Genomic DNA, 16,230 nt, shown 5'->3' on the forward strand with positions numbered 1-16,230 from the left:
TGAACACATCCCCATCGTTCGACCGTCGGAGGCTTGGTGATGAGCGTGACACTGTTCCGTCTGGCCCGCCTGAGCCTCGCCGGCATCGCCGTGGTGGCGCTTGCCGGCTGCTACTATCCCGAAGACTCGGGAAGCTACGGTTATGGCCAAACCTACGGCACCTACGCGCCGAGCTATGGCTATGCGCCGGGCTATTACGGCCCGGGCTACAGCTCCGGCGTCGTGATCGGCGGTGGCGGGGGCTACTGGGGAGGAGGGGGTGACGGCTGGTATGGCCGCCCGCCGCCCCCCGGCGGCTGGGGTGGCGGGGGCTGGAACGGCGGCGGACATCCGCCCCCGCCCCCTGGCGGATGGAATGGCGGCGGTGGCCGTCCGCCTCCGCCCCCTGGTGGCTGGAACGGTGGTGGCGGTCATCCACCGCCGCCTCCCGGCGGCTGGAATGGGGGCGGCGGTCGGCCTCCTCCGCCTCCCGGTGGTGGGGGCGGTGGCGGCGGATGGCATGGCGGCGGCGCGCCCACTCCGCCCCCGCCCTCCCAGCGCGGGGGCGCCGGCGGACCGGTTCTTCCTCCTCCGCCGCAGGCGGGCGCGCCCAGCCAGCGCGGCTACAGTCACTGAGGGTGGGTGCCGCGCTTGCGGCCCGGTGGAAAGTGCGGTGCACTGTATCCAGTTCACCGCAGCCTCGGGGGTAAGCCGTGCCTGATTTTGATCGCGTGATCCGCGGCGGCGTGATCGTTACCGGAAGCGATACCGTCCGGGCCGATATCGGCATTCGTGGAGAAACCATCGCCGCCGTCGGCCTCGACCTGGCGACCGGCGGCGCCGAGGTCATCGACGCCGATGGCCTGCTGGTTCTCCCCGGTGGCGTAGACACGCACTGCCACATCGAGCAGCTCGAGCCGGACGGCTCATCCTACGAGGACAGCTTCACCCACGCGTCGCGCGCCTGTTTCGCCGGGGGCACCACCAGCGTCATCACCTTCGCCGCGCAATGGAAGGGCCAGCGCCTCGGCCCCGTGGTGGAGGAATATCATCGCCGCGCACAGCGCGGCATGGTGGACTACGGCTTCCACCAGATCATCAACGATCCCTTCGATGCCGTCGTCACGGAAGACATTCCGGCCGTCGTCGCGTCGGGCATCCGCAGCCTGAAGGTCTTCCTCACCTATGACGACGTGCGGATCGACGACCGGCAGTATCTGCGCGTGCTGGCGGCGGCGCGGCGCGCCGGTGCCCTCGTCACCGTTCATGCCGAGAATTACGACGCGATCGGCTGGCTGACGGAGGCGCTGCTCAAGGCAGGGCTCACCGCGCCCAAATACCACGCCTGGGCGCGGCCGACGGTCGTGGAGCGGGAGGCGACGCATCGGGCCATCGCGCTCGCCGAACTCGTGGACCAGCCGATCCAGATCTTTCACGTCTCGGGGCCTGAGCCCGCCGCCGAAATCGCCGCCGCCCAGGCGCGCGGCCTCAAGGTCTGGGGGGAAACCTGCCCGCAATATCTCGTGCTGCAGGCCTCCGACATGGACCGGCCCGGCTTCGAGGGGGCGAAGTTCATTTGCAGCCCGGCGCCGCGCGGCCCGGCGGAAACGGCAGGATTGTGGGAGGCGATCCGCGCTGGCACGATCGACGTGATCTCCTCCGACCACAGCGGCCACAGCTTCTATGCGCCGGGAAAGGGCAAGCAGAAAAACGGAACCGAGGCGCCCTTCACGCAGATTCCGAACGGCGTGCCGGGGCTCGCGGCGCGGCTGCCCCTGGTGTTCAGCGAAGGCGTTTCCAAAGGCCGCATCGACGTCCAGACCTTCGTGCGCCTGACCGCCGTCAATCCGGCGAAGATGTTCGGCCTCTATCCACGCAAGGGCACCATCGCCCCGGGCGCGGATGCCGATCTCGTGCTGTGGGATGCCGGCCGCCGGGTGACGCTGACCAATGCCCTGATGCAGCACGCCATCGACTACACGCCCTATGAGGGGATGGAGGTTCAGGGCTGGCCGCAGATGACGCTCGCCCGTGGCCGCGTGGTGATGCGGGAGGACGTGGTGACGGCGGAGCCGGGTACGGCGCGCTTCCTGCCGCGCGGCGCCTATGACCTCATCCGCCCGCGCGGCGTGTTGCCCAACGGCTTCGACGCCGCCTCTCTCATGCTGTGACGGGCGCGGCGAGGCCGAAAGCTTCGGCGAGAAGCGCATAGGAGCGAAGCCGTGCCGCGTGGTCGTAGAGGATGTTGACCACCATCATCTCCTGCGCGCCATACGCGGCGGCGACTGCTTCGAGACCCGCGCGCACCTGATCCTGGGTCCCGAGCACCAGGCGGCGCGAGCGTGAGGGCGCGAGCGCCTGATCCTCGCCCAGAAAGCGGATGGCCTCTTCAGGTGAGGGCACGGCGATCAGCTGCCCGCGATGCAGCAGCCGGAAAAGCATGCGCGAAGAGGCGGCCAGCCGCTCCGCTTCGGCTTCGCTCTCCGCCGTAATCGACCAGACGGCGACCATGACCTGGGGCTCCGTCATCCCGCGCGCGGGATTGGGCCTGAAGGCCTGGCGGTACTGGTGAGCGAGATCGGCGCCCTGCGGATTGATAAAGTCCGCGACGCAGTAGGGCAGGCCGAGTTCGGCGGCCCAGGCCGCACTGTCCGGCGAGGTGCCCAGCAGCCAGGGAACCGGCTTTTCGGCCCCGCCGGGCAGGGTCTTCTGCAGATAGGCGAAGGGATGGCTCTCAGGGATCGTGCCGTCGAGATAACCGATCAGCTCGGCGAGCGCCTGCGGGAAGTCGTCCGGCGCGCGTTCCCGCCGGTCGCGCTGAAGCGCGTAGGCGGTGCGACCGTCCGAGCCAGGGGCGCGGCCGAGGCCAAGGTCGATCCGGCCAGGGAACATCCCGGCCAGCATGCTGAAAGTCTCGGCCACCTTAAAGGGGCTGTAGTGGGGCAGCATGATTCCACCGGTGCCGAGGCGCAGCCGCTCCGTCACCATGGCGACGGGCCCGAGCAGCACTTCCGGGCTGGCGGAGGCGAGGCCCGGCGTCGCGTGGTGCTCGGCGATCCAGAAGCGGTGGAAGCCCGACCGGTCGGCGAGCCGCGCGAGATCCAGCACCTGGCGCAGCGCGTCGCCGCCGGTGCGGTTGGCAGCGATCGGCGCCTGGTCGAGGATGCTGATCCGGAGGGCGGAAGGTTCGATGCTCATCGAACGATAACCTGGGCAGGTTGCCCGGCAAACGCAACCCCGCCGGGGGCGTTAGCTGTGCGTCGGGTGCAGCTGTGGCCAGGGAATTTCAGTGGCACCCATCGCCCGCTCCAGGGCCGGCCGGGCGAAGAGAAAGCCCTGCATGTAGCGGGCGCCGAGATCAGCGAGCGCGCGCGCTTCCGCTTCCGTCTCCACGCCCTCGAAGACGGCTTCGATGCCGGTCTCGTTGCAGAGCTGCAGGATCACGCGGGTGATCGCTTGGCGCATCGTGTCCTCGGCTACACCGGTCACCAGCTGGCGGTCGACCTTGATGGTGTCCGGCCGCAATTCGGCGATGCGGAGGAGGCCGGAATGGCCCGTCCCGTAATCATCAAGCGCGATACGGAAGCCGATTTCGCGATAGGTTTTGACGATCCGGGCGAGGTGGCCCGGCGTGGTCTCTTCCGTTTCCACCATCTCGAAAGTCAGTCGATCGACGGGAAAGCCGGTTCGCGCCGCCGCGGCGAGGGTCGCCTGGATGCAGGTCCGCGGCTCGTAGACCGCCTTGGGGAGGAAGTTGATGTTCAGCCGTCCGGGCAAGCCGATGCGCGCGGCGCATTCGATCGCCTTGGCGCGGCAGGCCTGATCGAAGGCGTAGAGCGTTTCCGGGGTGACAGCGGCCAGAATGCTGGCCGCGCTCTCTCCCTTCGGGCCGCGCACCAGCGCTTCGTGCGCGACCACGCTGTGCTGCTGCAGATCGATGATCGGCTGAAACGCCATGGTGAACGGCAGGGTAAAGGCCGTTGCACAGGCGCCCTCGCAGCCGGCTGCAGCGGCCGCGCCGGAGTCAGCCGGGGCGAAGGTCGGGACGAGCGGATGCGACATCGCCGCAGTATTCAAGGAATCGCGAGAAATGTGGATGCACGCCCTCGTGAGCGGGACGGCGCGGGCGCCGGAATGGCAGGCAGGCGGTCAGCCGCTGCCCTTTCGCTTGCAATGCCGGGCCTGATGCGCAATAGGAGCGCCGCTTCCGCTCGGGTCCTGCCGGGGCGGGGCAAATTCGCACACGGGGCGCCTTTCTCGGCCGCTATGGACCGGGTCCGGTGCTTTGAACGGCACGCCCCGTGGAGGATCAACCGGACGATAGAAAGGAGCACGCCCATGGCGATGCCCGAATTCACCCTGCGTCAGCTGCTCGAAGCCGGCGTTCACTTCGGCCACCACACCCGTCGCTGGAACCCGGCGATGGCCCCGTACCTCTTCGGCGTGCGCAACCAGGTCCACATCATCGACCTGCAGCAGACCGTCCCGATGCTGGACCGCGCCCTGCGCGCCCTGCGTGACACGACGGCGAATGGCGGTCGCGTGCTCTTCGTCGGCACCAAGCGCGCCGCCGCCGATCATGTGGCAGACGCTGCCCGTCGCTGCGGCCAGTATTACGTCAACCACCGCTGGCTGGGCGGCATGCTCACCAACTGGAAGACGATCACGGCCAGCATCAAGCGCCTGCGCCAGATCGAAGAGCTGGTGGCCGGTGACACCCAGGGCCTGACGAAGAAGGAAGTCCTCGAGATCACTCGCGACCAGGAGAAGCTGGAGCGCGCGCTTGGTGGCATCAAGGAGATGGGCGGCCTGCCCGACATCCTCTTCATCATCGACACCAACAAGGAAAAGCTGGCGGTTCAGGAAGCCAACAAGCTCGGCATCCCGGTCGTGGCGGTGCTCGACAGCAACTCCGACCCGCATGGCGTGACCTACCCGATCCCGGGCAATGACGACGCCATCCGCGCCATCATGCTCTACTGCGATCTGGCCGCGAATGCGGTGCTCGACGGCATCAGCGCCGAGATGGCGGCCTCCGGCCGCGACATCGGCGCCGCCGAGGAACTGCCCGAGGCGGTTCTTCCCGCCGAGAGCGAGGACGTCGCCGAAGTGGCCGCTGAGGCCTGACGCCTTCTGCCGAAACACCGGGCGCCCTGCGCGGCACCCGGTGTTTCGGCTTGATGACGTGCGAGACTTGAGGGCCGCTGGGCCCTTCTCTGGATGTTCGGGGCCACTATAAAGGCCCGCCTAGAGGATCAGACGGCTGCGCCCGCCAGTGGCGCGCCTAACCACACGGAGACGATGATGGCCGAGATCACAGCCGCGCTGGTGAAAGACCTGCGCGAGAAGAGCGGCGCCGGCATGATGGACTGCAAGAAGGCGCTGAACGAGACGGGCGGCGACATCGACGCGGCGATCGACTGGCTGCGCAAGAAGGGCCTGGCCGCTGCCGCCAAGAAGTCCGGCCGCGTGGCCGCCGAGGGTCTGGTTGGTGTCGCCAGCGCGGCGAACGTCGCCGCCATGGTCGAGATCAATGCCGAGACCGACTTCGTCGCCCGCAACGAGACCTTCCAGGATTTCGTCGCCACGGTTGCGAAGATCGCCCTCGAGGTCGGTGAAGACGTGGAGGCCATCAAGGCCGCGGCTTTCCCGGGCACGAGCCACACGGTTGCCGACCACCTGACGCATCTCGTCGCCACCATCGGCGAGAACATGACCATCCGCCGGGCGCGCGTGCTGCGCGTCTCCTCCGGCGTGGTGGCGACCTATGTGCACAGCGCCCTGAAGCCGGGCCTCGGCAAGATCGGTGTCCTCGTCGCCCTGCAGGCGCCGAGCGAGCTGGATGCGCTGGAGACCCTGGGCCGCCAGATCGGCATGCATGTCGCCGCCACCCGCCCCGACGCGCTCGACGTCGACGCGGTGGACCCGGCGGCGCTGGAGCGCGAGCGTTCCGTGCTCAGCGAGCAGGCGCGGGCCTCCGGCAAGCCGGAAGCGATCATCGAGAAGATGGTCGAAGGCCGTATCCGGAAGTACTACGAGGAAGTGGTGCTGCTGGAGCAGGTCTGGGTGCATGACGGCGAGAGCCGCGTCCGCGCCGTGGTGAAGAAGTCGGGCGCCGACCTCGTCGGCTTCGCCCCCTTCCAGCTCGGCGAAGGCATCGAAAAGGAAGTCACCGACTTCGCGGCCGAAGTGGCCGCGACGGCAGGCGTCTGACGATCAGGGGCGGGCTTCGGCCCGCCCTTCCTTTATGCGGACAGGGCCGGTCCCGGTTGCTGTCTTGCGCCTGCCGGCCTGCGTGCCGGCATCTGATCTTGTGGCGCTGGCACCCTATCTCTAGGGTGCGGCCATCCCATGACGCTGGGCGATGCGGCAGGTGGCGGCCGTGCGTCACGACAGACACCCAAGGATACCATGAACGGACAGCCTCTCTATAAGCGCGTGTTGCTCAAACTCTCGGGCGAGGCGCTGATGGGTCCGGGCGAGTATGGGCTCGACTCCACCACCGTGAAGCAGATCGCCCAGGACATCGGCTCGGTCGTCGCCATGGGCGTCGAGGTCTGTGTCGTCATCGGGGGCGGCAATATTTTCCGCGGCGTCAAAGGGGCTGCGGCCGGCATGGACCGCGCCCAGGCCGACTACATGGGCATGCTCGCGACCGTCATGAACGCGCTCGCGATGCAGAGCGCCCTGGAACTCGCTGGCCTTCCCACCCGCGTGCAGTCGGCCATTCCGATGGCGAGCCTCTGCGAACCCTATATCCGCCGGCGTGCCCAGCGCCACATGGAGAAGGGCCGGATTGTCATTTTCGCCGCCGGCACCGGCAATCCGTTCTTCACCACCGACACGGCGGCCGCGCTGCGTGCGGTCGAGATGGGCTGCGAGGCGCTCCTCAAGGGCACCCAGGTCGACGGCGTCTACTCGGCCGACCCGAAGAAGGACGCCGAAGCCAAGCGCTTCGAAAGCCTCAGCTACCTTGACGTCCTGGCCCAGGATCTGAAGGTGATGGACGCTGCAGCCATCAGCCTGGCGCGGGACAGCAAGCTGCCCATCGTCGTCTTCAACCTGCACCGCTCCGGCGCCTTCGCCTCGGCGATGCGCGGTGAGGGCGCCTATACGATCATTCGCGACGTCTGACGAAGGAGGGGCCGGTGCCCGCTGATCTGAATTCCCTCAAGCAAGACCTGACCCGCCGCATGGAAGGCGCGGTCGAGACCCTGCGCAAGGACCAGAGCGGCCTGCGCACGGGCCGTGCGAGCCCGGCGCTGCTGGAGCCGGTGAGGGTCGAGGCCTATGGCACGATGACCCCGCTGCCGCAGGTCGGCACCATCGCCGTGCCGGAAGCGCGCATGATCACGGTTCAGGTCTGGGACCGTTCCCTCGTCAATTCGGTCGTGGCCGCGATCCGCGACTCCGGCCTCGGCCTCAATCCCGGCGCCGATGGCCAGACGGTGCGTGTGCCGATCCCTCAGCTGACCGCCGAGCGGCGCGTGGAACTGGCGAAAGCCGCCAACAAATACGCCGAGAATGCCCGCATCGCCGTGCGCGCGGTGCGCCGCGACGGGATGGAGCAGGTGAAGGCGGCGGAGAAGAAGGGCGAGATCGGCAAGGACGAAGCCGAAGACTGGTCGACCGAGGTGCAGAAGCTGACCGATTCCTTCGTGAAGAAGATCGATGAGCTGGCCGCCGAAAAAGACCGCGAAATCCGCCAGGTTTGAGATCGCAGGTTGATGAAAGCCTCAGCGTCTCCCGAGCGAGACGCCGGATCCTCCACCGTCGTCGAGACCCCGGCGCCCCGCGCCGCGGGCGTGCCGCGGCACGTCGCGCTGATCATGGATGGCAATGGCCGCTGGGCGAAGGCCCGTGGCCTGCCGCGCATCGCCGGACACCGCGCCGGCGCCAAGGCCGTGCGCCGCTGCATCGAGGCGGCGATCGGCCAGGGGGTGGAGTGGCTGACGCTCTTTGCCTTCAGCAGCGAGAACTGGCGTCGCCCTGAAGGCGAGGTGATGGATCTGACTGCCCTGCTCCGACAGTATCTGCGGAGCGAGGTCTCGGAACTGCTGAAGAACGGTGTCCGCTTCCGCGTCATCGGTGACCGGGACCGCTTCTCGGATGACCTCCGGGCCGAGTTGGAGGCCGCCGAACGGCGCACGGCCGAATGCACCCGGCTCACTTTGGTCCTTGCGCTGTCCTATGGCGGGCGGTCCGAGATCGTGGCGGCGGCGCGCGGGGCGATCGCCGCCGCGGCAGAAGGTGGGATCAGCGCGGCGACGCTGGACGAGGAGGGGTTCGCGCGCTTCCTGTTCACCGCCGGCATGCCCGACCCCGATTTGCTGATTCGCACGAGCGGCGAGCGCCGGCTGTCCAATTTCCTGCTATGGCAATGTGCCTATGCGGAGCTCGTCTTCCTCGACGTGCTCTGGCCGGATTTCGACGAGGCGCATTTCGCGGCGGCGCTGGCCGAATTCGCCCGGCGCGACCGGCGCTATGGCGCGCGTGTCAGCTGACTCTCCGGCGCAGCCGCCGGACCTCAAGAGCGAAGGGGCGGTGAAGCCCATGGCCTCCGCGCGGTGGAACGATCTTGGCAAGCGCGTCGGTTCGGCGATGATCCTGGCGCCGCTGGCGCTGGCCTGCCTGTGGTTCGGGCGGGATGCCTGGGCCGTGCTGGTCGCCATCGGCGCGGCCGGCTGCGCCGCCGAATGGGCGACGCTCTGCGGCGCGAATGCACGGCGCTGGCCCGGGCTGCTGCTGCCGTTCGGCATGGCGGCGATCCCGCTCGTCACCTACGCCTTCGGTGGCACCATCGCTCTTGTTCTGGCGCTGTTGCTGACCCTGGCCGGCGCCCTTCTGTTTGGCCGGGGCGGGCAGTCCCTTTGGCTGAAGGGCGGCTTCCTTTATCTGGCACCTGCCGCGATCGCCCTCATTCTGCTGCGCCACCATCCGGTGGTGGGCCGGTGGGACATGTTCTTCCTGGTGCTCATCATCTGGGCGAGCGACATCGGCGCTTACGTGGTCGGCCGTCTCGTCGGCGGGCCGAAGCTCGCGCCCGCGATCTCGCCCGGCAAGACCTGGTCCGGCGCGCTGGGTGGCTTGCTCGCGGCCGCCCTTGTCGGTCTGGCGGTCGCCGCGAGCGTCGGCGGCACGCTGCCGGTGCTGCATTGCGTCGCCGTCGCCATGCTCCTCGGCTGCGCCTCGCAAGTGGGCGACCTTCTGGAAAGCGGCTTCAAGCGCCACTTCGGCGTGAAGGATTCCGGCCGGTCGATCCCTGGCCATGGCGGGTTGCTGGACCGGCTGGACGGCATGCTGACCGCGGCGCCCGTCGCCGCACTCGTGGCCCTGACGATTGGGGAAGGACTTTGGCTTTGGCAGTGAAGACGATCAGCATCCTGGGCAGCACCGGGAGCGTGGGTACTCAGACGCTCGACCTCATCCTCGCGGAGCCCGCGCGCTACCATGTGCGCGCCCTGGTCGCCGGCCGCAACGTCGCCCTCCTGGCCGAGCAGGCGCGCGCCTGCCGGCCCGACATCGCCGTCGTCCACGATCTCGCGCTGCTGCCGGCCCTGGAAGAGGCGCTCGCCGGCACGGGCATCGCGGTGGCCGCCGGCGCGGACGCCGTGCGCGAGGCCGCGGCGCTGCCCGCCGATTGGACCATGGCCGCCATCATCGGCATGGCCGGCCTCCACCCGACGCTCGCCGCCATCCGCCGGGGCGGCGCCATCGCCTTCGCCAACAAGGAGGTGCTGGTCTCGGCCGGCGACATCATGATGGATGCGGTGGCCGATGCGGGCGCCTGCCTGCTGCCGGTCGATTCGGAGCACAATGCGATCTTCCAGTGCTGGGAGCCGCAAAATCTCCGCCAAGTGGAGCGGATCATCCTCACCGCCTCCGGCGGCCCCTTCCGGGAGACCCCGCGCGAGGCGATGGCCGGGATTACGCCCGAGGCCGCATTGAAGCATCCCGTCTGGTCCATGGGCGCCAAGATCACCATCGACTCGGCGACGATGATGAACAAGGCGCTGGAGGTGATCGAGGCGGCGCGGCTCTTCCGTCTGCCGAGCGAGCAGGTGGAGGTGCTGGTCCATCCGCAATCCGTGGTGCACGGCATCGTCTGCTATGCCGATGGCAGCATGCTGGCTCAGCTCGGCGCGCCGGACATGCACATCCCGATCGCCCACGCCCTCGGCTGGCCCGAGCGGCTGACGACGACGGCAAAGCGGCTCGATCTCGCGGCGCTTGCGCGGATGGACTTCCTTGCACCGGACCCGGAGCGCTTCCCCGCGCTCCGCCTGGCGCGTGAGGTTCTGGCCGCGGGCGGCGGGGCGCCGGCCATCATGAATGCGGCGAACGAGGTGGCGGTTGCGGCTTTCCTTGCCCGGCGCATCGGCTTCCTCGACATCCTCGGCACCGTGGAAGCGGTGCTCGACGCGATGGGCACGCTGCCGGCGCCCGACCTCGACGCCATCATCGCGATCGACGCGGCGGCTCGGCAGGCGGCCGATGCTCTGATATTGTCACGCGCCGCGTGAACACGCCCGGCCAAAGTTAGAAGCCAGGATTATGCACGACCTCGTCAGCCTGCTCCGGACCCTCGTTTCCTTCGCCGTTGTCCTCGGCGTTCTCGTCTTCGTCCATGAAATGGGCCACTACCTCGCCGCGCGGTGGCGCGGGGTGCATGTGGAGACCTTCTCCATCGGCTTCGGACAGGCGATCGCGCGCTGGACGGACAAGCGCGGCACCGTGTGGAAGCTCGCCTGGCTGCCGCTCGGCGGCTACGTCAAGCTGCACGGGCAGGAGCGTCCGCAGGACGTGACGGAAGAGGAGCGGGCGAGCTGGCAGGCGGGTCGAACCTTCCAGGAAAAATCCGTCTGGTCGCGCATGATCGTCATCGCGGCCGGGCCGATCGCCAATTTCATCCTGGCGGCGGTGCTCTTCATCGGTCTCTTCATGGTGGTGGGCAAGCCGATCGCGGAGCCCGTCATCGGCAAGATCATGCCGGGTTCGGCCGCCTCCCAGGTGAAGCTGAAGCCGGGCGACGTGATCACCAGCGTCGGCGGCGTACCGGTGAAGGATTTCCTGCAGATTCAGAAGCAGGTTGAGCCCAACCCCGGCAAGGATGTCGGGCTCACCGTGCTGCGCGGTGACGCGACCTATGTGTTCCGGGTGAAGATCGGGCAGATGCCGGACGGCCACGGCGGCGAGCGTGGCGTGCTCGGCATCGTCGAGGGCCAGCCGCACTTCAAGCGGCTCGCGCCGCAGGATGCGGTGGTGCAGGGCGTGGTCGAGACCTGGACGGTCGGCCGGCAGACGCTGGAGGGGCTGTGGCAGATCGTGGCGCACCGCACCGGCCTGAACCAGCTCGGTGGCCCTCTGCGCATCGCCTCCCTCTCCGGCCAGGTCGCCGCCATGGGGATTGCGAGCCTCGTCTCCTTCATCGCCGTGCTCTCGGTCAATCTGGGCCTGATCAACCTGTTCCCGATTCCCGTCCTCGACGGCGGGCACCTGCTGTTCTACCTGGCCGAGGTCATCCGCGGCCGCCCGATCTCCCCCAAGGCACAGGAATACGGCTTCCGCGCTGGCTTTGCCCTGCTGCTGTGCCTCTTCGTCTTCGCCACCTGGAACGACGTGAACCAGCTCGGCGTCGTCCGCTGGGTCGCCCATCTCGCGGGGTAAGTCCTGCCAAACTCCTGGCTGCGGCGAGAAAGACCTTGCCGCGACGCTGGGGGCTGCGATAGGGCAAAACCGCCGGTCGGCTTTGCCCACGCGGTCGATCGTCGGGACCGTCACGCCCCGGCGTGGCGATGGTGCGTTGTCTCCGCCTTCAGGCTGGGTTAATCCGCTCTCAACGGCGGAGCCTCCGATGGCAGGCCCGCTTGAGTTTTTGCCCGCCTGCTATCGGGCTGGATTGCTGACCGGCACTGGCCGGAACTGAGGGAGACGCGTTCTTTGCTTCGCACCCGTGCTGCGCTGCTCGCAACAGCCTGCCTTCTGCCCGCGCTCATCCCTGGAGTGGCTGCGTCGCAGACGCTCAAGCCCCATCACACCAAACAGAGCCGCGTTGCGGCCGAGCCCGCGCAGACCGGCGACACCGTTCATGCGATCGTCGTCAAAGGCAATCATCGCATCGAGACGGGCACGATCGAATCCTACATGCTGCTCGGCCCGGGCGACCCGTTTGACGAACGCCGCATCGACCAGAGCTTGAAGACGCTCTACGCAACCGGCCTGTTCTCGAACGTCTCGATCAGCCGCGTGGGCAATGACCTCGTCGTCGACGTCACCGAAAACCCGGTGATCGCGCAGGTCGCCTTCGAGGGGAACCATCAGCTCGTCAACAAGGATCTGGCCAGCGTCGTCTCGCTGCGCGCCAACTCGGTCTACACGGCGGACGCGGCGGAGCAGGATCGTCAGGCGATCCTCAACGCCTATGCGGCGAAGGGCTACTACTCCACCACCGTGGTGCCGCAGATCATCAAGCTGCCGGAAAACCGGGTCAACCTCGTCTATAAGATCCATGACGGCAAGGCGAGTTTCATCAGCCGCATCGCCTTCGTAGGCAACCAGCATTTCAGCCAGGGCACGCTGCGCGAGGTCATCAGCAGCCGCGAGAGCGCCTGGTGGCGCTTCCTCTCGACCTCCGATTCCTATGATCCGCAGCGCATCGGCCTCGACCAGGATCTGCTCAAGCGCTTCTACTATCGCAGTGGTTATCCGGACTTCAAAATCGTCAACACGGAAGCGGAACTCGCGCCGGACCGGTCGTCCTTCTACATCACCTTCGTGCTGGACGAGGGGCCGCGCTACCACGTGGGCGACGTCAAGATCGTCTCCCACCTGCATAATCTGGACGCGCAGAGCGTGCGCGGCGACCTGCAGCTCGCCTCCGGCGACTGGTACAACGGTGACGCCATCACCAACAGCGTTCAGGCCATCACCAGCGACGTGCAGGGGCGGGGCTACGCCTTCGTTCAGGTCAAGCCGATCGAGCACAAGCGGATCAATGCCAAGGGTCAGCACGTCGTCGATTTGACCTTCGAGATCACCGAAGGGCCGCGCGTCTTCCTCGAACGGATCAACATCACCGGCAACAGCCGTACCGAGGACAAGGTGATCCGCCGCGAATTCCAGATCGCGGAAGGGGACGCGTTCAACGCCGAGAAGATCAAGCAATCGCGCCTGCGCCTGCAGGAGCTGCAATACTTCAAGAACGTGGACATGAGCACGCAGCCCGGCTCGGCGCCGGACAAGATCGTGCTGACGACGGCCGTGCAGGAGCAGGCGACCGGCTCCTTCACCATCGGCGGCGGCTACTCGACCGACGACGGTGCCCTCGTCAACCTGGGGCTGAGCGAAAAGAACCTGATCGGCACGGGCATCAGCGCTGGCATCACCGGCGTGCTGGCGCAGCGCGCCAGCCAGATCGACCTGTCGGTAACCGATCCCTACTTCCTCGACCGCAACCTCATGCTGGGTGGCGAGATCTTCGACACCACGAACAACAACCAGGACATCTCGCAGTACGACGAGCAGCGGCTCGGCTTCACCATCCGCACGGGCTATGCCTTCAACAACTACCTGTCGCAGACCGAGGCCTACTCACTCGTCGATCGTAATGTCTACAACGTCCAGTCCAACGCCTCGATCTACGTGAAGAACGAGGCGGGCTGGTCCTTGCTGTCCCAGCTTGGCCAGACCCTGACCCTCGATCATCGCGATAGCTCGCTCGATCCGCACAAGGGCTACATCATCCGCCTGGGCACCGACGTCGCGGGTCTTGGCGGCAATTCCAAGTTCTTCCGGGTCAAGCTCGATGCCGGCTACTACATCCCGCTCGACTACTTCACCGGCAACAGCGATTGGACGCTGGCCCTGCGCGCCGGGGGCGGCAGGCTCTATCGCTATGGCAATGGCAACTACTACCTGATCGACAACTTCTTCCTCGGCGGCGAGAACATGCGCGGCTTCGAACAGGGCGGCGCCGGTCCTCATGATCAAAAAACCGGAGACAGCCTTGGCGGTGACACCATCGCGACCGGCACGGTTGAGCTGCACTTCCCGCTGCCGATCTCCAAGGACATCGGGCTCACGGGCCGCGTCTTCTCCGACATCGGCACGCTCTTCGGCGTGACGGACCAGTACGGCGACGTCTATCAGAACAAGTCCCCGCGCGTGTCGGTGGGTGTCGGCTTCTCCTGGAACACGCCCTTCGGCCTCATCAACATCGATCTGGCCGATCCGGTCGTGAAGTACAAATACGATCAGACGCAGGTCTTCCGCTTCGGCTTCGGCACGAATTTCTAGCTTCATCCCGCTTCGGTAAGGTTAAGTCCCCTTGCGATACGTCTCCCGTTCTCTCGCCGCCGCTGCGGTGGCGCTGATCTTCGCTCCCGGCGCGGTCCTGGCTCAATCCTCGCAGGGCTGGTTCGTGCCCGGTCAGTCCAAGGCGAGCGGCACGCACACGGCCCCGAAGGGTCGCGCTGCGGCTGCCTCCGGACCGACCGTGAAGGTGCCTGATCTCGGACCGCCGCTGCCCGCGACGCCGAAGCCGAACCCGGATGCCGAGAAGGCGGCCGAGGCTCAGGCCAATGCGCCGATCCCCAAACTGCCGGATCTGATGAAGGAAGCACCGCCGCCCGCGCCCGTCATCGGCGTGATCGGCGTGCCGGACGTGCTGCAGGCTTCGACCGCGGCCCAGGGCGTGCAGAAGGAAATCGACAAGCGCCGCGCTGAGCTGACCGACGAGGTCAAGAAGGAGCAGGATCTGTGGCGCCAGGTGCAGTCGGCGCTGGCCAATCCGAATGCGCATCTGAGCCAGGACGAACTGCGCAAGCGTGAACTCGCCCTGCAGCAGCGCATCGCGAGCTCCCAGCTTGCCTTCCGCAATCACGAGGCGCGCATCCAGGCGGCGGCACAGGTCGCCCTGGGCCAGATCGAGCGTACGCTCATCGCGGTCATCCGCCAGGTGGCCAATAGCCGCGGCATGAATCTGGTTCTGCACCGTGCCCAGGTCGCGCTGAACCAGAACGGCTTCGACATCACCGACGAGGTGACGAAGCAGCTCAATCAGGTTCTGCCCTCGGTCACGGTTCCGCCGGACGACGCCTTCGCCAAGGTGACGGCTGCCTCGCTGCAGGATCAGCAGCAGGGTGCGCAGCCGCCGCTCGGCCAGTAAGGGAGCGATGAGGCTTGGTTGAGCCTGTCGCTGGGGACCCGCGCTTCTTTCGGCGTGCGGGTCCCTTTCCGCTTTCGGAGGTCCTCGCCGCTGCCGGCCTTTCGGCGGAGAGCGCGCCGCTCGACCGCCTGTTCTCCGGCATCGCGCCCCTGCAGACGGCCGGTCCCGCCGAGGTCAGCTTCCTAACCAACAAGAAGTATCTGGACGCCTTGCGGGCGACGCAGGCCGGCGCGGTCATTCTGGACCCCGCGCTCGCCCACCACGTGCCTGCGGGCACGGTGGCCTTGGCTACGCCGCGGCCGATGACGGCCTGGGCCCTCGTGGCCGGCCTCTTTCACCCATCCCCCGCGGTGACGTCGGGTATCCATCCGACCGCCGTCATCGATCCCACGGCGCAGATTTCGCCGGAAGCGGAAATCGGTCCGCACTGCGTCATCGGGGCACGGGCGGAGATTGCGGCCGGCTGTCGCATCGGGCCGCTGGCCTGGATCGGGGAGGGTGTGGTGATCGGCCGGGATTGCCGCATCGCCGCCCATGTTTCGGTCAGTCACGCGCTGATCGGCGAGCGTGTCACCCTCTACCCGGGTGCGCGGATCGGCCAGGAAGGATTCGGCTTCGATCCGCAGCCGACGGCTCGCGGCTTCGTCAGTGTCCCGCAGCTTGGCCGCGTGATTATCGAGGACGACGTCGAGATCGGCGCCAACACGATGATCGACCGCGGCTCCTCCCAGGATACGGTGATCGGCGCGGGCTCTCGTCTCGACAATGCGGTGCAGATCGCCCATAACGTGCGCCTTGGCCGCTGCTGCGTCATCGTGTCCCAGGCGGGGATTTCCGGATCCACCATCCTCGGCGACTACGTGACGCTGGCGGGCCAGGCGGGACTGACGGGCCATCTTCGCATCGGGGACGGGGCGCGGATCGGCGCTCAGGCCGGTGTCATGGCCGATGTCGCGCCGCGTGCCGTGGTCGTCGGTAGCCCGGCCGAGCCTGTGAAGGAATTTTTCAAGCAGGTCGCGTTCCTGCGCCGGATGATGCGGCGCGAGGATGCGGCCAAGTAGCGAGGCGGATGCGGGCCTGAATTT

Annotated in this window: 15 protein-coding genes; 13 read left to right on the forward strand and 2 right to left on the reverse strand. The window is 67.6% G+C overall.

Annotated elements, in window-relative coordinates:
- The first annotated feature begins 39 nt into the window (after window positions 1–39).
- On the forward strand, window positions 40–615 hold the full coding sequence (locus ACYQ6W_RS04495) for a hypothetical protein (RefSeq protein WP_459673817.1): 576 nt from the start codon (window positions 40–42) through the stop codon (window positions 613–615).
- Between the two features lie 77 nt (window positions 616–692).
- Window positions 693–2,150 carry a dihydropyrimidinase gene (gene hydA, locus ACYQ6W_RS04500; RefSeq protein WP_459673818.1) on the forward strand — a complete coding sequence of 486 codons (1,458 nt, stop codon included), beginning with the start codon at window positions 693–695 and terminating at the stop codon, window positions 2,148–2,150.
- Here hydA and ACYQ6W_RS04505 read toward each other — a convergent pair.
- Both ACYQ6W_RS04505 and ACYQ6W_RS04510 read right to left on the reverse strand, forming a co-directional pair.
- Window positions 2,140–3,177 carry an LLM class flavin-dependent oxidoreductase gene (locus ACYQ6W_RS04505; protein WP_459673820.1) on the reverse strand — a complete coding sequence of 346 codons (1,038 nt, stop codon included), beginning with the start codon at window positions 3,175–3,177 and terminating at the stop codon, window positions 2,140–2,142. The two genes, hydA and ACYQ6W_RS04505, sit on opposite strands and share 11 nt — an antisense overlap.
- A 51-nt stretch (window positions 3,178–3,228) precedes the next feature.
- Window positions 3,229–4,041: an EAL domain-containing protein gene (locus tag ACYQ6W_RS04510; protein WP_459673821.1), complete on the reverse strand. Its 813-nt coding sequence runs from the start codon at window positions 4,039–4,041 to the stop codon at window positions 3,229–3,231.
- Between the two features lie 276 nt (window positions 4,042–4,317).
- Between ACYQ6W_RS04510 and rpsB the strand changes: the two genes are divergently transcribed.
- The 11 genes from rpsB (at window position 4,318) to lpxD (ending at window position 16,206) form a co-directional block, all read left to right on the forward strand.
- Window positions 4,318–5,106, forward strand: a complete 789-nt coding sequence (gene rpsB / locus ACYQ6W_RS04515) for a 30S ribosomal protein S2 (RefSeq protein WP_459673822.1) — start codon at window positions 4,318–4,320, stop codon at window positions 5,104–5,106.
- A gap of 177 nt (window positions 5,107–5,283) precedes the next feature.
- Entirely contained in the window at window positions 5,284–6,192 is a 909-nt protein-coding gene (gene tsf / locus ACYQ6W_RS04520) for a translation elongation factor Ts (protein ID WP_459673824.1), read from the forward strand.
- A gap of 198 nt (window positions 6,193–6,390) precedes the next feature.
- Window positions 6,391–7,113, forward strand: coding sequence for a UMP kinase (pyrH, locus tag ACYQ6W_RS04525; RefSeq protein WP_459673825.1), 723 nt, complete (start codon window positions 6,391–6,393; stop codon window positions 7,111–7,113).
- Between the two features lie 59 nt (window positions 7,114–7,172).
- On the forward strand, window positions 7,173–7,694 hold the full coding sequence (gene frr, locus ACYQ6W_RS04530; RefSeq protein ID WP_459674053.1) for a ribosome recycling factor: 522 nt from the start codon (window positions 7,173–7,175) through the stop codon (window positions 7,692–7,694).
- A 12-nt stretch (window positions 7,695–7,706) separates the two neighbouring features.
- The gene (uppS, locus tag ACYQ6W_RS04535) at window positions 7,707–8,483 is read left to right on the forward strand and encodes a polyprenyl diphosphate synthase (RefSeq protein ID WP_459673826.1); all 777 of its coding nucleotides are present in this window, start codon (window positions 7,707–7,709) and stop codon (window positions 8,481–8,483) included.
- Window positions 8,473–9,348, forward strand: a complete 876-nt coding sequence (locus tag ACYQ6W_RS04540) for a phosphatidate cytidylyltransferase (protein WP_459673827.1) — start codon at window positions 8,473–8,475, stop codon at window positions 9,346–9,348. Before uppS ends, ACYQ6W_RS04540 begins: the two co-directional genes overlap by 11 nt.
- Window positions 9,339–10,502: a 1-deoxy-D-xylulose-5-phosphate reductoisomerase gene (locus ACYQ6W_RS04545; protein WP_459673828.1), complete on the forward strand. Its 1,164-nt coding sequence runs from the start codon at window positions 9,339–9,341 to the stop codon at window positions 10,500–10,502. The genes ACYQ6W_RS04540 and ACYQ6W_RS04545 overlap by 10 nt, the downstream gene beginning before the upstream one ends.
- 31 nt (window positions 10,503–10,533) lie before the next feature.
- Complete coding sequence (gene rseP, locus ACYQ6W_RS04550) at window positions 10,534–11,646, forward strand: RIP metalloprotease RseP (RefSeq protein WP_459673829.1); 1,113 nt, start codon at window positions 10,534–10,536, stop codon at window positions 11,644–11,646.
- A gap of 273 nt (window positions 11,647–11,919) precedes the next feature.
- The gene (bamA, locus tag ACYQ6W_RS04555; RefSeq protein ID WP_459673830.1) at window positions 11,920–14,274 is read left to right on the forward strand and encodes an outer membrane protein assembly factor BamA; all 2,355 of its coding nucleotides are present in this window, start codon (window positions 11,920–11,922) and stop codon (window positions 14,272–14,274) included.
- 31 nt (window positions 14,275–14,305) lie between these two features.
- On the forward strand, window positions 14,306–15,145 hold the full coding sequence (locus tag ACYQ6W_RS04560; protein ID WP_459673831.1) for an OmpH/Skp family outer membrane protein: 840 nt from the start codon (window positions 14,306–14,308) through the stop codon (window positions 15,143–15,145).
- A gap of 14 nt (window positions 15,146–15,159) precedes the next feature.
- Complete coding sequence (lpxD, locus tag ACYQ6W_RS04565) at window positions 15,160–16,206, forward strand: UDP-3-O-(3-hydroxymyristoyl)glucosamine N-acyltransferase (RefSeq protein WP_459673832.1); 1,047 nt, start codon at window positions 15,160–15,162, stop codon at window positions 16,204–16,206.
- The last annotated feature ends 24 nt before the right edge of the window (window positions 16,207–16,230 follow it).

This window comes from Acidisoma sp. 7E03, from assembly GCF_054665075.1.

Excerpts from the sequence above, each read along its gene's own strand:
- ACYQ6W_RS04510 (WP_459673821.1), bottom strand. The coding sequence starts at position 4,041 with ATGTCGCATCCGCTCGTCCCGACCTTCGCCCCGGCTGACTCCGGCGCG.
- tsf (WP_459673824.1), top strand. The coding sequence starts at position 5,284 with ATGGCCGAGATCACAGCCGCGCTGGTGAAAGACCTGCGCGAGAAGAGC.
- rpsB (WP_459673822.1), top strand. The coding sequence starts at position 4,318 with ATGGCGATGCCCGAATTCACCCTGCGTCAGCTGCTCGAAGCCGGCGTT.
- rseP (WP_459673829.1), top strand. The coding sequence starts at position 10,534 with ATGCACGACCTCGTCAGCCTGCTCCGGACCCTCGTTTCCTTCGCCGTT.
- ACYQ6W_RS04495 (WP_459673817.1), top strand. The coding sequence starts at position 40 with ATGAGCGTGACACTGTTCCGTCTGGCCCGCCTGAGCCTCGCCGGCATC.
- frr (WP_459674053.1), top strand. The coding sequence starts at position 7,173 with ATGGAAGGCGCGGTCGAGACCCTGCGCAAGGACCAGAGCGGCCTGCGC.
- pyrH (WP_459673825.1), top strand. The coding sequence starts at position 6,391 with ATGAACGGACAGCCTCTCTATAAGCGCGTGTTGCTCAAACTCTCGGGC.
- uppS (WP_459673826.1), top strand. The coding sequence starts at position 7,707 with ATGAAAGCCTCAGCGTCTCCCGAGCGAGACGCCGGATCCTCCACCGTC.
- ACYQ6W_RS04505 (WP_459673820.1), bottom strand. The coding sequence starts at position 3,177 with ATGAGCATCGAACCTTCCGCCCTCCGGATCAGCATCCTCGACCAGGCG.